This window comes from Nitrospira calida, assembly GCF_976986435.1.
The window spans coordinates 1,199,794-1,213,549 of record NZ_OZ335950.1 but is presented as its reverse complement, the minus strand read 5'-3'; the positions used below and the strand labels follow the sequence as shown (position 1 = coordinate 1,213,549).

9 protein-coding genes and 1 pseudogene are annotated in these 13,756 nt (G+C 62.4%); 7 read left to right on the top strand and 3 right to left on the bottom strand.

The genetic code is table 11. The features are described 5' to 3' along the window. Window positions 1-23: 23 nt before the first annotated feature. Window positions 24-812, bottom strand: a complete 789-nt coding sequence (locus ACWHTU_RS05965; RefSeq protein ID WP_447860556.1) for an IS110 family transposase — start codon at window positions 810-812, stop codon at window positions 24-26. Between the two features lie 485 nt (window positions 813-1,297). Here ACWHTU_RS05965 and ACWHTU_RS05960 point away from each other — a divergent pair, with 485 nt between their 5' ends. The 6 genes from ACWHTU_RS05960 to ACWHTU_RS05935 all read left to right on the top strand — a co-directional run bounded on the left by ACWHTU_RS05960 (window position 1,298) and on the right by ACWHTU_RS05935 (window position 11,271). Then, window positions 1,298-4,228 carry a helicase-related protein gene (locus ACWHTU_RS05960; RefSeq protein ID WP_447862415.1) on the top strand — a complete coding sequence of 977 codons (2,931 nt, stop codon included), beginning with the start codon at window positions 1,298-1,300 and terminating at the stop codon, window positions 4,226-4,228. A gap of 2 nt (window positions 4,229-4,230) precedes the next feature. Continuing rightward, window positions 4,231-8,307 (top strand): Eco57I restriction-modification methylase domain-containing protein, encoded by a 4,077-nt coding sequence (locus tag ACWHTU_RS05955; protein WP_447862414.1) that lies wholly within the window; start codon window positions 4,231-4,233, stop codon window positions 8,305-8,307. Between the two features lie 269 nt (window positions 8,308-8,576). Further along, the gene (locus ACWHTU_RS05950) at window positions 8,577-8,879 is read left to right on the top strand and encodes a hypothetical protein (protein WP_447862412.1); all 303 of its coding nucleotides are present in this window, start codon (window positions 8,577-8,579) and stop codon (window positions 8,877-8,879) included. After that, a complete protein-coding gene (locus ACWHTU_RS05945) occupies window positions 8,870-9,097 on the top strand; it encodes a DUF2283 domain-containing protein (RefSeq protein ID WP_447862411.1) in 228 nt (75 codons plus the stop codon). Before ACWHTU_RS05950 ends, ACWHTU_RS05945 begins: the two co-directional genes overlap by 10 nt. Window positions 9,098-9,179: 82 nt before the next feature. Continuing rightward, window positions 9,180-10,019, top strand: a complete 840-nt coding sequence (locus ACWHTU_RS05940) for a hypothetical protein (protein WP_447862410.1) — start codon at window positions 9,180-9,182, stop codon at window positions 10,017-10,019. A gap of 1 nt (window position 10,020) precedes the next feature. Further along, a complete protein-coding gene (locus ACWHTU_RS05935; protein WP_447862408.1) occupies window positions 10,021-11,271 on the top strand; it encodes an MBL fold metallo-hydrolase in 1,251 nt (416 codons plus the stop codon). Window positions 11,272-11,315: 44 nt separating this feature from the next. On the opposite strand, the pseudogene ACWHTU_RS05930 reads toward ACWHTU_RS05935, so the two are convergent. After that, a pseudogene (locus tag ACWHTU_RS05930) lies at window positions 11,316-11,615 on the bottom strand (nucleotidyl transferase AbiEii/AbiGii toxin family protein); the annotation flags it as partial. Further along, window positions 11,612-12,448 (bottom strand): type IV toxin-antitoxin system AbiEi family antitoxin domain-containing protein, encoded by an 837-nt coding sequence (locus tag ACWHTU_RS05925; RefSeq protein WP_447862406.1) that lies wholly within the window; start codon window positions 12,446-12,448, stop codon window positions 11,612-11,614. The gene ACWHTU_RS05925 and the pseudogene ACWHTU_RS05930, both read right to left, overlap by 4 nt. A 202-nt stretch (window positions 12,449-12,650) precedes the next feature. Between ACWHTU_RS05925 and ACWHTU_RS05920 the strand changes: the two genes are divergently transcribed. Further along, entirely contained in the window at window positions 12,651-13,751 is a 1,101-nt protein-coding gene (locus ACWHTU_RS05920; protein ID WP_447862405.1) for a helix-turn-helix domain-containing protein, read from the top strand. The last annotated feature ends 5 nt before the right edge of the window (window positions 13,752-13,756 follow it).

Below are 13,756 nucleotides of genomic sequence, written 5' to 3'. Positions count from 1 at the left end.
CGGCCATCCCGATTGATCCGTCCTCATGGCCGGACTGCCCCACTCTGATAGATGGTCGGGGCCAGCGCCCCATAGTTCGCCACGGCCTTGCTATCCTCAAACCGCTGGGCCTCGTCCAATGCGCTCACCAACACCCGGGCCGACAGTGGCCCAATGGCCGGGATGCTCTCCAGCAGGGGACAGCGCGGATCCTCGATCGCCTCGAGCCGAGCCGTGAGCTGCCGCTCCGCCGCACTCAACGCCTCGATGCTCGCCATGAACGTCTGCATGATCAGCTTCAGCGGCGCACTCACCGGCAGCCGCGCCAGCTTCGCCTGCCAGGTCGTGCCAGCAAAGAACTTCTCTGGGAGCCGATACCCTTCTTGGTACACATCGCCCCGGATCGTGTTGATCAGCGCGATGCGCTTGCTCTGCAGTTGCTGCCGCGCACTCACCAACTCGCGCAGCTCCCGGACAGGCCCCTCTACCACATGCACGGCTCGCGGCAACATCCCCGCTCGGGCCAGCTCCGCCAGCTTCTTCGCATCCACCCGATCCGTCTTGCCCCGACTCTCGGTGATCCACTTCACCTCGTTCGGATGCCCCACATGCACCTGGACCTCCGGCAGCGTCTGCAAGGTCTCCGCGATCCACTTCATCTGATTGCCCGCCTTGAAGGCGACCAGTTTGGCCCCGAGGCCCACCTGTCGCAGCAGCGCGCGCAGTCCCGCCCGGGAGGCCGGCTGCTCCCCCGCGAACACGCGCTGTTTCCGTTCATTGACCGCATAGACCACCAGGCTCTTGCCACTGACATCCAATCCGACGTACACCATACGCTGCCCCTTTCATTGGTGGTGATCGCTCACCGCAGACAGTCGGGCCTTCGTGCCTCGCCTGTCAACCAATTGAAAGGGGGCCCTATTCATAGAATCTCCTGGTTAAGTGGTGAACCGCTCAGACGACCGCCCCGTCAACCGCGCAGCCGCACGATCGATTTGGCAGCGAGTGGGCAGACTGTGTAGCACCTTGAACCTCCGCAGGCAAGCAAATTCGAGCAAGGGAATCTCCCTTCGTAGACTCTTCCGACAAATAGCGCAGCAGCACCAATCAAGGAACAGCGGTCCACCCGCGAGCATCCGAGATACTCCGCCGTGGCATCGGCTAAGCAGAAGGCCGACCTCGTCGACACAATATGGACTCGGATACCCGGCTTGTCTACACTATGGTTTCTCTCCGACATCCATAAAAAAGGTTAAGATTGAGTTGATGGAAGAAACCTGGTCGCCTCTCCCAATCGGACAACGATGATCGAGTCTTCATGAAATCCGTCCTGCTCCGCGGGTCCCGGTGGCTGGTTCGACACAATGCGACGCTCGGGGGCCGTATCGCCCTCCGCCTGGAAGACCCCGTGACCGGCGAGACCCTCGAGGCACTCTGCCCGCCGGACGAATTCGAGCCGCTCGTCGAACCGGAGCCGGCGCTCGATCGCCGCTCGCTCACGCCGTTCAGCCACTGGCGCCTGCTGCATGACGCGCTGCGGCTCCAGACGCCGCCGGAAGGGCAGTACGCAGCCTTCGTGGCGGGCCGGATCTCGCCGGAACCCTACCAGTTCGCGCCGCTCGCCCGGCTGCTCGCGGGTCCACGGCAGGGGTTGCTGATCGCCGACGATGTCGGCTTGGGCAAGACGATCGAGGCCGGCATCTGCCTGCTGGAACTGATCGCGCGCGGCGTCGGCAAACGCATCCTCCTCGTGGTCCCGCCTGGGTTGATTCCCCAGTGGGTGGATGAAATGTGGGAGAAGTTCGGGCTCGAGTTCCAGCCCATCGAGAATTCGGCGGCGCTGGATCGCGCGCAGACGGCGGTGTCGGAGGGCTTGCAGCCCTGGGCCTATTTCAATCGCGTCATCACCTCCACCGAATATCTGAAGCGTCGCGATGTCCACGCCGCAGCGTTGGCCCATCCGTGGGACGTGATTGTGGTGGACGAGGCCCATTATCTGGCCGAGTCCGGCACCCCGGCGAATCCCTATGCGACGGCGCGGACGCGGCTGGGCCCCAAACTCCGTGCCGCCGCGCGCACGTTGATCTTGCTCACGGCCACGCCCCACAACGGCTATCGGCACAGTTTCCGCTCGCTCTTGGAACTCGTCGAGCCGGCCGAGGCCACCCTCCACGGTCACATCGAGGACGTGCAGCGGCGGGTCGGGCGCACCATGATCCGCCGGCTCAAGCCGCAAATCGTCAAAACCGGTCCGGACGGCAGGGTCATACCCGCCTTTCCCGTGCGGCAGCCGGTGGGCCGCATCGAGGTGAGCAATCTGACAGACGAGGAACGAGAGATCTTCCGCCTCGTCACGGAGTACTGCGCAAAAACGATCAAGTCCGCCGAGGGATCGGACGAAGCCGATCTCGTGTCCTTCGCGATGCAGATCGTGAAGAAACGGATGTTGTCCAGCCGCGCCGCCCTCACACAGACGATCGAAAACCGGCTTAAGGCGCTCGCGGCCCGGCAACCGGAAGAGCCGCCCAAACGGTCGGAGCTGCGCGAATTACAGAGTGACCTGCCGCTGACCGAGAGCCAGGCCGAGCGCACAGCCCTACGGGTCCTGCGGACAGCGCTCTCGCGGGATGCGCGCCGGCGCAACGCAGAGAAGCGGCAACTCAAGACTATTCAGAAGCTGCTCGACCGTGTGGCCGACCGCCCGGACCCCAAGATCACGGCGCTCATTGCCGACCTGGAGCGCGACGTGCTCTCGGTTCCCGGCGAAAAGGCCATCGTCTTCACCGAGTACCGGGACACCCTGCACGCCATTCAGAAGGCTTTCGACACGCACCCACACTTGAAGAACGCCTACGCGGTCCTGGTCGGCGATCTGAGCGCCAGGCAGCGCCGGCAGCGGATTGCCCGGTTTCACGAGGCGACTTGCCGCGTCCTGCTAGCGACCGATGCAGCCAGCGAAGGGTTGAACCTCCACGAACACTGTCGCCGGCTCTACCATGTCGAACTGCCGTGGAATCCCAACCGACTGGAGCAACGAAACGGTCGGATTGACCGCCATGGCCAGACCAGATCGCCGATCATTCGGTATCTCTTCTACCCCGACTCGCCGGAAGACCGGGTGCTGGATCGGCTCATCCAACGCATTGCCACCATGCACGACGATCACGTCTCCACGCCAGACATCCTGGGGATTCTGGAAGGCAGCCGTCTCGAAGACGTGCTGGGGAGCATCGAATCCGCGCAAGACGGCGACCAGAAGGGCGAGCGCTTGATGCGCCTCTTCGAGACGAGGCAGGAAGAATTCCGGGCCCAGATCGCGCCGCTCTTGCTGGGAAAGGCGCCCGACGCATCCGGTCTGCCACATGCAGACGCCGTCTCGGCTGATCCTCTGATCGAAGACGACCGATTTTTCGAACGAGTGATGTGCGAGGCGCTTCGCCCCCATCTCCGTCCCGGCTCGATTCCCGACACGTGGAAACTTGATGTGCCGCGGCACTGGCAAGGACCGGGAGTGGCACCCCGCTACGACTGCGTCACCTTCCGTCGCTCCGTCGCCGTGAGGTATCCAGCCGATCAGGTCGAGTTCATCCATCGACTGCATCCGCTGGCGCAAGCCATCGCCTACCATGCCTGGCAGGAGCTGACTCTCGAACCAGCACGCAACCGATTTGCCGTGCGGATCGCAGTCCGGCGTCATCCGATTGCGACAGAGCCTCTGGTCCTGTTCACCTTTCATGAACGGCAGCGTCACCCCAAAGGATCGGTCTTCGGCATTCCTATCACGGCCTCAGGCCACGTGCTCGATCAGGCTGTTGCCCGGACCCTGCTGGACAACCACGACGACTCGCCGGCCGGCGAGGTGCCCTGGAGCGACTGCGAACGGGTCTTCGCCCCGACCTTCGCCGCGCTTCAAGCCCAAGCGACCGAGGAGGCCCGGACCCATCTCCGCCACCTTCTGGATCAGGAGCAAGCCAGACGGGTAACACTCGCAGAGGCGCTGCGGGAGGAAGCCGAGCGGTACAAAACTGACCGGCTCGCCGAGATCGACGAACAGGAGCAGGCCGAGCGAGCCGGGGCGCGTCAACAGACGGAGTTATTCCGCGAGACCGCGACCAATTGGCAAGCCCGCCGCGCAGCGGTCGAGACCCATTATCGGCAGCGGCTCAAAGAAATCGATGACTTTGCAACAGTCCCCGAGCCGGCCGAACCCCAGGCGCTCGGCGTGCTGTTGGTGTTTCCGCCGGTATAGCCATGGCGCTTAAGTCCATCCACAATCGGCGCGGCTTCTTTTCCGACTACTGGCTCGGCACCTTGGCCGCCGCCCGCAGCCGGGACGGTGCCCGACTCACGGCAGCCCAGGCTCGAAAACTGCTCGATCGTCTGCGTCGACTCACGGAAGGGATCAACGGCGCGGACCCGCCCGACCTCACGCGTTTTCGGGAACGGTTTGCCAGACCGTTGCTCGAAGACCTGCTGGGCTTCGCCCTGCGCGAGCACGCCGACGAGCCACGGCTGCGCCCGCTTGCAACCACACACGAACCGGATGCCGGCCCCGTCGCAGCCGTTCATCTGCTCCCGGAAGCCGACGCGCTCGACACCCCCGCGGCGCGGCGCAACCTCGAATCGGCCCTGGATCACTGGAAGCTGGACTATGGCTTCCTGCTCACGCCGGAGGTCTTGCGGCTCATTCGGCGCCCCGGATCGGGCGCACGCGGGGCGGCCCTCGATGTGCGTTTAGACACACTCGTTGAGCAGGACGATCTCGACTCGCTGCACATGCTGCATCGGCTCCTGGCGGCGCAGCAGTTCGTGCGCGGCGACGACGGCGCACGGCCGATCGACCGGCTCGAAGCCGACAGCCGCCGTCACAGTGCCAAGGTCTCGGGCGACCTCAAACAGGCGGTCTTCGACGCGGCCGAGCGGATTGTCGGTGGCCTTCTCGCCGACGTCCGATCGCGGCCGGACACCGTCACCGTCCAGCCCTCGCTCCAAGCCCTGCGGGACGCCGGATTTCTTGCGCTCTACCGGCTCCTCTTCATCCTCTACGCCGAGGCGCGCGATGAACGGCTGATCCAACATCGGTTCTACCAACACCACTATTCGCTCGACACCCTCGTCACCAAGCTCCTGCGCGCGCCGGTGGACACGTGGCCTGCCAACCGCTCAGGCCTGTGGGCCCACCTGCTCGCCCTCTTTCGCATCTTCAACGAAGGCATCGCCCCGCACCTGCCGGAGCTGGAGAACATCCCGCCGCGCGGGGGCTATCTGTTCAGCGACGAGACGCCTGAGGGCCGCCTGCTGCGCCGGCTCCGGCTCGATGACCGCTCGACCGCCCATGTGCTGTTGGCCCTGGCCACCACCAAGCCACGCCGGGGCGTGGGCCGCGAACGGGTGTCCTTCCGCGAGCTCGACATCGAACAGCTCGGCAATGTGTACCAAGGACTGTTGGAATACGAGCCGGCCGAAGCCGGCGGCACGATGATCGAGTGCCGGACGCAAGGGCGGGAGTTCGTGCTCGCACCGGCCGACCTCATTCGGCTGGTGGACACCAAATCGCTGATCGTGAAGGGCGACGTGGCCATCGTCGAAGGCACGGAGGCCGCACGGCTCCATCCGGAAACCCCCGACGCGGCGGCAGCAGACGATGAGAACGAGACCGAGGACGAGGCGGACATCGAAGAAGAGACCGGCGAGGAAGAAGCCGAGGACACGGAAGAAGAGACCGACACCGGCATCACGCGCGGAGCGACGCTCAGGCTCCTGCGCCGGCTCGAAGCCGGGGACTTCTTCTTTAAGCCCGGCTCGGCGCGGAAGGCGAGCGGGTCCTACTACACGCCGACCCCGATCGTGGACGATCTTGTCCGCGAAGCACTGACGCCGCTGGTAGCCGGCAAATCGGCGGCGGAGATCGAACGGCTCCGCGTGATGGATCTCGCCTGCGGCTCAGCCCACTTCTTGGTCGGGGCCGCGCGATTCCTCGGCGCGCGGCTCTTCGAGGCCTACCGGCGCGAGGGTCAGGGCGATCCCCCACCGGCCTTCTATCCGGACCGCACACTTTCTACAGAGGTGCGCCGCCGGTGGGAGGACGAAGGCCCGGCCTGGTGCAAGCGACGCATCGTCGAACACTGTCTCTACGGGGTGGACCTCAACCCCGCCGCGGTGCAACTGGCGCAGGTGGCCCTCTGGATCGAATCACTCGCCGGGGACCGGCCCCTTTCGTTCTTCGCCCACCACATCCGTTGCGGCAACTCGCTGCTCGGCAGTTCCCTGGTCAATTTCGACCAGCCTCCGCATCCAAAGCTCGGCAAGCCATCCGACCGTCGCACGCTCGGCCTTTTTGAAGCCGAACTCAAGAGGCGGCTCGCCGACGCGCTCGAAGAGCGCAAACTGATCGACGCGCCGCTGCCGCCCGAGGTCCGAGCCGACACGCCGGAGGAGTTCGCCTACAAAGAAGACCGGCTGCGGCGGGCCGAGGAGGCCACGAAGGCGGCGCGGCTGTTGCTCGATCTCCGCTCGGCGGCGGCCTTCGTGCCGGCCATTTGGGCCTCGTTTCCCACCCTCATGTCGTCCGCCGACCTGGAGGCCGACGCGAAAGCCTGTGACTGGTGGGACGACTTCCAGCGCGTCCGCGAGCGTGAACGGTTCTTCCATTGGGAGCTGGAGTTCCCCGAAGTGTTCGCCGCGGGGGAGGGCCAGGGAGGGGGTGGCTTCGACTGTGTGCTGGGCAATCCGCCGTGGGAAAAGGTGCTGCCGGATCGGAAAGAATTCTATGGCCGGGCCGATGTGCTGATCCGGGCCTACACCGGCGGTGAACTCGATGCCCGTATCCGGGAACTTCACCGCGTGCAGCCGTATCTCGCAGCCGAATTCGACCGCTACGCGGAGCGACTAAAAACACTTGCCCAATGTCTCAAGGCAGGCGGTGACTACCGTTGTGCGGAATGGGACATTAATGGACGTACTACAGGAGGTCACCAAGACCTCTTCAAGTTTTTCCTTGAACGCGCCTATCAAGTCCTCAAGCCCGGCGGGCGGCTGGGCTATCTGGTGCCGAGCGCCCTCTATAACAACGAAGGCTGTACCGGCTTGCGGCATCTCCTGCTTGATGAGATGCAGGTTGAACGGTTCTACGGCTTTGAGAACCGGAAGAAGATTTTCAACATCCATTCGAGCTACAAATTCGTCTGCCTGGTGGCGAAGAAACAGGCGCCAACCGGTGACGCCGAGTTCCGCGCCACCTTCATGCGGCACGAGCTGGACGAGCTGGAGTCCGGTCCGCCGGCCGGTGTGGAGGTGCTGATCCGCCGCTCGGAACTCGAGCGACTTTCCCCCGGCACCCTAGCCTTTCTCGAATACCGTGCCGAGCGCGACCGAGACCTCGTCCTCACGATGTACGGACTCTTGCCCGGCCAGACGCCACGCCCCCTGCTCGGCGACAAGGGACCCGGCGCGTGGAACGTGCGATTCTATCAAGAATTCAACATGACCAACGACCGCGACCTGTGGACCAAGCGCGACGGCAGGCTCTACTCGCCGCGCGAGGTCTGCGGCCTCGACTGGCCGACGGATCGGTCCATCCCCTTCGCCGAGGTGCGGGCCGCCATGGCGGCCAAAGGCTTCTGGCCGCTGTATGAAGGCAAGCACATCGAACAGTTCCTGGTGGATATCAAGCCGATTGAACGGTGGGTGAGCCTCGAAGCCGCCGAGAAGAAAGGTAACCCGCCGAGCGCCGAGCCCAAGCTCGTCTTCCGCGACATCGCTCGCAACACCGACTTGCGCACCTGCATCGCGGCAGTGCTGCCGGAGCGGTCGTGCGCGGGTCATACGCTTACGACTTTGGAAATTGGAGCGGGAGAAACAGGCATGGCGACCTCAGTTCTGAACAGCTTCGCTTTCGACTTTCTCACCCGTCTACGCACAGCGGGTACGCACTTGAGCGCAGCTTTCCTATCTCGCGTTGCTGTCCCGCCGGTGGCCGACTGCCAGGCGATCCCCGTCATCGAGACTGTCTCGGCGGGCGGGACTGAGCCGCCTGAGCGGGATGACCGGTATTTCGCCGCCGTCTGGAAGGCCAACCGGGCCGTGGCCCAGGCCTATGGCCTCACCGCCGAGGATCTTGAACACATCCTCTCGACCTTCCCCGTCTTCGCCCGCAAACGCCCGGCGTTCTATGCCTATCTGCTCGCACGCGTAAAGGAGTGGAAAGAGGAGTCGGGTCCCAGCGGCCGTCGGCGCTATGCCAGCCAAGGCGCCGAGATTTCATTCCCCCAGGCGGCGGAAGACGTGACCCCCTATGGGAAGGGGCCGGAGACTGCTCAGAACTCGTAGAGGAGGCTTTCCACACAAGGACAGGAAGCGATGGCCCGCATCACTCGGTTAACAATCGAAGGGTATCGTTCGATCGGCAGCCCGGTCACATCGCGTTTCCACAAGACCAGCCGGTGGTGCTCGTCGGCGAAAACAACGCGGGCAAGTCCAACATCGTGAAGGCCCTGCAGTTGGTGCAGACCTGATCTTATCCCTTTAGCAAAGACCGGGGCTGACATGAGCGACCCCATCAAGGACCGGGCAGGGCGAAAGCAAGAGGGCGCGGAAGCATGACGTCCACTGTCACCTCGAAGAACAACAAGGCGATCCGGCTGACCGATGAGCGGTGGGTGCACATCACTGAAGAGCATGCCGAGCTCGCAGGGATGCGGCTGGAGGTGCTTGAAGCTGTCGCCGAGCCTGGTCGTATCCTTCAAGGCGGTGAAGGGGAACTCCTGGCTGTCCGAGAGCTTGCGGTTGGCAAATTTCTGGTTGTGGTGTATCGTGAATTGGAGACCGATGGCTTCATCATTACGGCGTTTGTCACCCGAAGGGCTGCCTCGTTGAACAGGAGGAAACAGCTATGGCCCTAGCTGAAGTCCAGGAATATTTAAAGCTTGTGCCGATGGTGAAAAAGGCTCCCCAAGGCTATATGTGGGTCTCCTATGACGACGAGGCCGACACGCTGTACATCAACTTCAAAAAGCCGAGCCACGCCACCGACAGCGAGTTAACCGACGAGGATGTGATCATCCGCTACGAAGGCGACGAGGTGGTCGGGCTGACCGTCCTTCATGCAAGCAAACGCTGAAGACCCGGCTCGCCGTTTCCTGAGCTTTAGAAAAACTTTTTCCCTCCCCGCAGAAGACACGAGATGTGATGTCTCTCCTCCTGTGGCTGCCATCCACCCGGCCAGTGTCCACGCTCACGGCCTCACCGCCGACGACTTGGCCCGCATCCTCGCCACCTTCCCCATCTTCGCCCGCAAACGCCCGGGGTTTTACGCCTACCTGAAGGAGCGGGTCGACGAGTGGAAGCAAGAGTCATCGCGCGCGGAGACATCCTCAACCCTCCACGCCGTTTCAGTTCCTCATGTTCAACTGGCAATGGCGAAGTCGGTCGAACAAAGCCGATCAACCACGGTTTCCAAACCCGGCCCGCGAAAGGCGCCGTCTCAATTCCAGCAGGCAGCCATTCTCGCCTGGGTCGTCCAGCAGCTTTACGGTCAGGGCCGTCCAGTCAGCCGCTTCCGAGCCGGCAAGATCATTTATCTCATCGAGCGGGCCGTGCAACTCGGGCTGTTCCATAACTATCTCAAACAGGCGGCTGGCCCCTATGATCCCAGCCTGCGATACAAAGGGCCTGAGGACATTGCTGTCCGTCAGCAGCGGTGGCTCACGGCTGTGGATGAAAGCCACTTCGAGCCGGGACCGAAGATCAATGTGGCGTTGCGGTACGCCCGGCGATATCTGAACTTCGCTCAGGCGTCGGCTGTGATCGAGCAGTTCAGGACCTACCAGGATGGAACGCTGAGTCGTTGGACCACGGTGGACATGGCTGCGCGAGAGCTTGAGCGACTCGGCCAGGCAGTCACCCCCGAACATGTGTGGGGATACCTCGCGGATGTTTCAGAGTGGCAGCACAAACTCCAACGCGAGGAGTTCAGCGTGGACTTGATTGCAAGCACACTCGTAGGACTGCGGAAGATTGGGTTTCTGGGCAAAGGTTCGTAACATGTCTCAGGCGGGAATGAGTGCTCAATTCATCGCGATACCGGTGGGACAAGGGGATGCGTTCTTTCTGGAAACACCTGAAGGGACGGTGCTGGTAGATGGCGGAAGGTCCATTGACGGTTTCGCAGACCTGTTTCAGCGGACCACAAGCCGTGACGAGGTTGATATCCTCATTTGCACACACAACGATGCGGACCACGCAAACGGAATCCTGGGTTTTTTGCAAAGTGGCTTGGGTTGCCGGGAGTTATGGTTGCCCGGACGATGGATTAGCGTATTGCGGTATGCGTTGAATCCCTCGCCCGAAGTGATTGACGCTCTGATTACCCAAGTCCGAGAAGCTGGTAGTTTTGTTGGAGAGCTGCGCCACAGTGAAGGTGATTCACCCGAACATCGGCCGCTGATCGAGGTATATGGAGATTCCCTTACACAGGAGCAACCAGGTTCCGAGGAGGGGCGGAACTCAAGACGTACCGAACCTGCCAGTGACGTACCAGGAAATGGCTGGCCGCAGGATGTGGTTGATGAAATAGAGCGCGTGATAGAGGAGCCGTCGTCTCTTGGGGGGCTCTTGCTCCTGTGCTGGAAAGACCCGAGAGGGATCATCTGCCGGCATTGTTGGCTTGATTTGGATGAGAAGGCGGCGGTTTTGCTGGCTGGCGCTCTGGACGCGGCAGACCGCATTCGAAAGATCGCGCTGGCCGCCTTTCACCGGGGCATCGCGGTGAGGTGGTTCGAATATGGCGAGGCATGTTCATTAAGTGGCTCGAGATGGCTTCGTCCTTTGAACGCAAGAGAAGTGGCCTATGTACAGCCGGTTCCGATCAACCAAGTTCTTGCGTTTCTTGCGCTGACCACCTCGAACCGTGAGAGCCTCGTATTCTGGGCTTGTCCGGCTGGTTCTCTCCCTGGTGTGCTGTTCACCGCCGATTCCGATCTCAAGGGTGTACAGTTGCCTGTGCTGACTGGATCGATCATAACGGCTCCTCACCACGGGTCAGAAGCGAACAAGGACGCCTACGCACACATTCAAAACACTGCTGGGTCGATGGCAAAGACTCTTACTTGGGTGCGCAGCGACGGGCGCTTCCGTGGACGTCCTGGGCCATCCTACTTGGCTACCCCGGGGCAGCGGATCTGTACCTTGTGTCGCGCCGTCCCCCAAAGCAAGTCAAAGCAAGCGGTTTGTCTGCATGGACAACCAAAGAAATGGGTTCGCACAAGAGGTGTAGTATCCTGCTGTTGCGTGTGAGCGTGTGCCGCTCCTGCTTCCCTGGACAGGGAACCGATGGTAATCACGCGACAGCCTTCATCACGATAGGTCGCGCCGCACGCGTCCCGGACCGCGCGCTCCAGGGCCTCTCCGGTCGGTACGCCATCCAACCCGGAGAAATCCAGATCCTCCGAGAAGCGATAGTCGCCGAAGTAGCACTTTCTGAGCGCCGTCCCGCCCTTAAAGACGAGGGTGTCCCGGAGCGAGTCCACCTGGGCGAGTCCGGCCAGCACCCAGGACAAGAGATAGTCGCGTTCGAGCACCTCCCACGGCAGGCCGAGACGGTGGCGGGCGTCTTCCAGGCGTGTGCGGAGGGGCTTCATGCCTGGACCGTTCCGGAAAGATTCTCTTGGATCATCCAGCGCCGATTGCAGGGTCCCTTGCGCGGACCGGTCGGATCGAGCACGCGGTACCCCTTGATCGGCAGGAGAGCCAGACGCTCGAGCTTGGCCGGCTCGACGCCTTGGCGCTCGAGCACCCAGCCCAGGCGCTTGGCTGTCGCCGCATCCAGCTTGAGCGCATACTCGATGATCCGTTCGAGGTTCAGATCCACGCCACGCACTTGGAACGCGTGCAGCACTTCGGCAACGTCGCCGCAGTAGTGCGGCATGGACAGTCCATCGAGCAGCGTCCGTTCGGGATCGGTGATCGTCACGCGAGCTTCGCCGATCCACACGCGTTCTGTTCCGAAGAACCGCTCAGGCTTGACTTGGATGAACTGATAGGTGGTGCCGCCGATAGGATAGCCCTGGGAACCCTTCGCCGCCATGCTGCCACGAACACGGGGGACCGAAGCTGCGGTGGTCGTAAGGACGAACACCTTCCTCGGCACTTGCTCCGTTAGGCCATGGTGGTGCAGGGCGGACCAGTGCGAGATCGCAGCCGGCTCGGCCAGGGCCATGGCAATCTCGAACTCATGAGCCGGTGAGACGCCGGGGACCGAGGAGGAGATGGCATAGAGCCCCTTGCGCAGGCGGACGATCCAGCCCATCTTGGTTAGATGGTGCAAGGCCTGGCGCAGGTAACCGTTTGACAGGCGGACACCCGGAGCCAGCTCGCGCGCCCTTGCGAAGGTGAAGATCCGGTCGCCCTCGACGGCCAATCTTCTAACGAGTTCGACTCCGGAGCCGGAGTGAATTGGATTGCCTCGCGACACTCTTAACCTCTAGATTCCTGTAGCACCCCGACAGAGCGTAGAAATCATATGGCGATTGTTCGACATAATCAAACAATCTCCATGTTTTATCTATTTCAAATCACATTATGATTTATAAATTATTACTAGTGCAATATAGTCTTGCATTCTATTCTATGCAACGCTAGACTAAGAAGTGTTTGAAGAATGCCCGTGGGTACCGATGACTGAACTCATTGCGAAACGACTGAAATACGCCCGTGAAAAGCTTGGCCTCACGCAGGCCCAGCTTTCCCAGAAGCTCGGCTTCAAGGACCGCCAGACGGTGGCGGCGATCGAGGCCGGACAGCGCAAGCTCAGCGCTGAGGAACTGGTCCGCGCGATGCAGGTGTTGGGGGTGGATGTGGACTACTTCACCGACCCCCTGCGACTCGTCGGTGAAGGACGTTTCAACTGGCGAGTACGGAAGGACTCTGATCCGTCGTTCTTACAGGCGTTCGAGGACAAGGCCGGGCGATGGATTGCGACCTACCGGTACTTCTGCAAGCGAGAAACCGCCAGTGCCTTAAAGCCGCGTCTGCCGCTGACAGAACAGAGCACCTATGAGGAGGCACGCACCGCGGCTGAGGCGCTTGGGCGAGAGTGGGACTTGGGCGAGATCCCGGCTCTCCATCTTGAAACCCGTCTGCGGGAACGGATCGGTACCCTTGTCCTGTACGTGGAGGCCCCGGACGCCGTCTCCGGCGCCGCATGCCTGTTGCCGGAGATCTCCACCATTCTCATTAATCGCCGCGAACCGGAAGGCCGCCGGCATTACGATCTCGCCCATGAGGTCTTTCACTTGCTCACCTGGGAACAAATGCCGCCGGAGCACTATGAAGGGGAGATCCCGCGCGGTGGCAAGGGCCGGCGCGTCGAGCAACTGGCCGATAACTTCGCCTCCGCGCTGCTGATGCCGGAACGCACGCTTGCGCCACGCTGGCAGGCGCGAGGGCAGGACGACATTCACAACTGGCTCAATGCCACAGCGACCGAATTGCTCGTGACGGCTGTGGCGTTGAAGTGGCGATTGGTCCAGCTCGGCTGGCTCGCGAAAGCCGACCTCCACGACATTCACGACATCAGACTCGTTGCCAATGGGCGCCCGAGGAGCGAGCAGCCCGTTCCCAAGCTCTTCTCCGTTGAGTTTATCCAGTGTCTGCACGACGCTGTTCTGAGAGGGGCCATTTCGGTTCGGCGTTCGGCTTCGTTGCTCGACATGACTCTTCACGATCTCGCTGATCTCTTCCAGGCTTACGGCTATCCTGTCCCCTTCGACCTGTAGGGGGA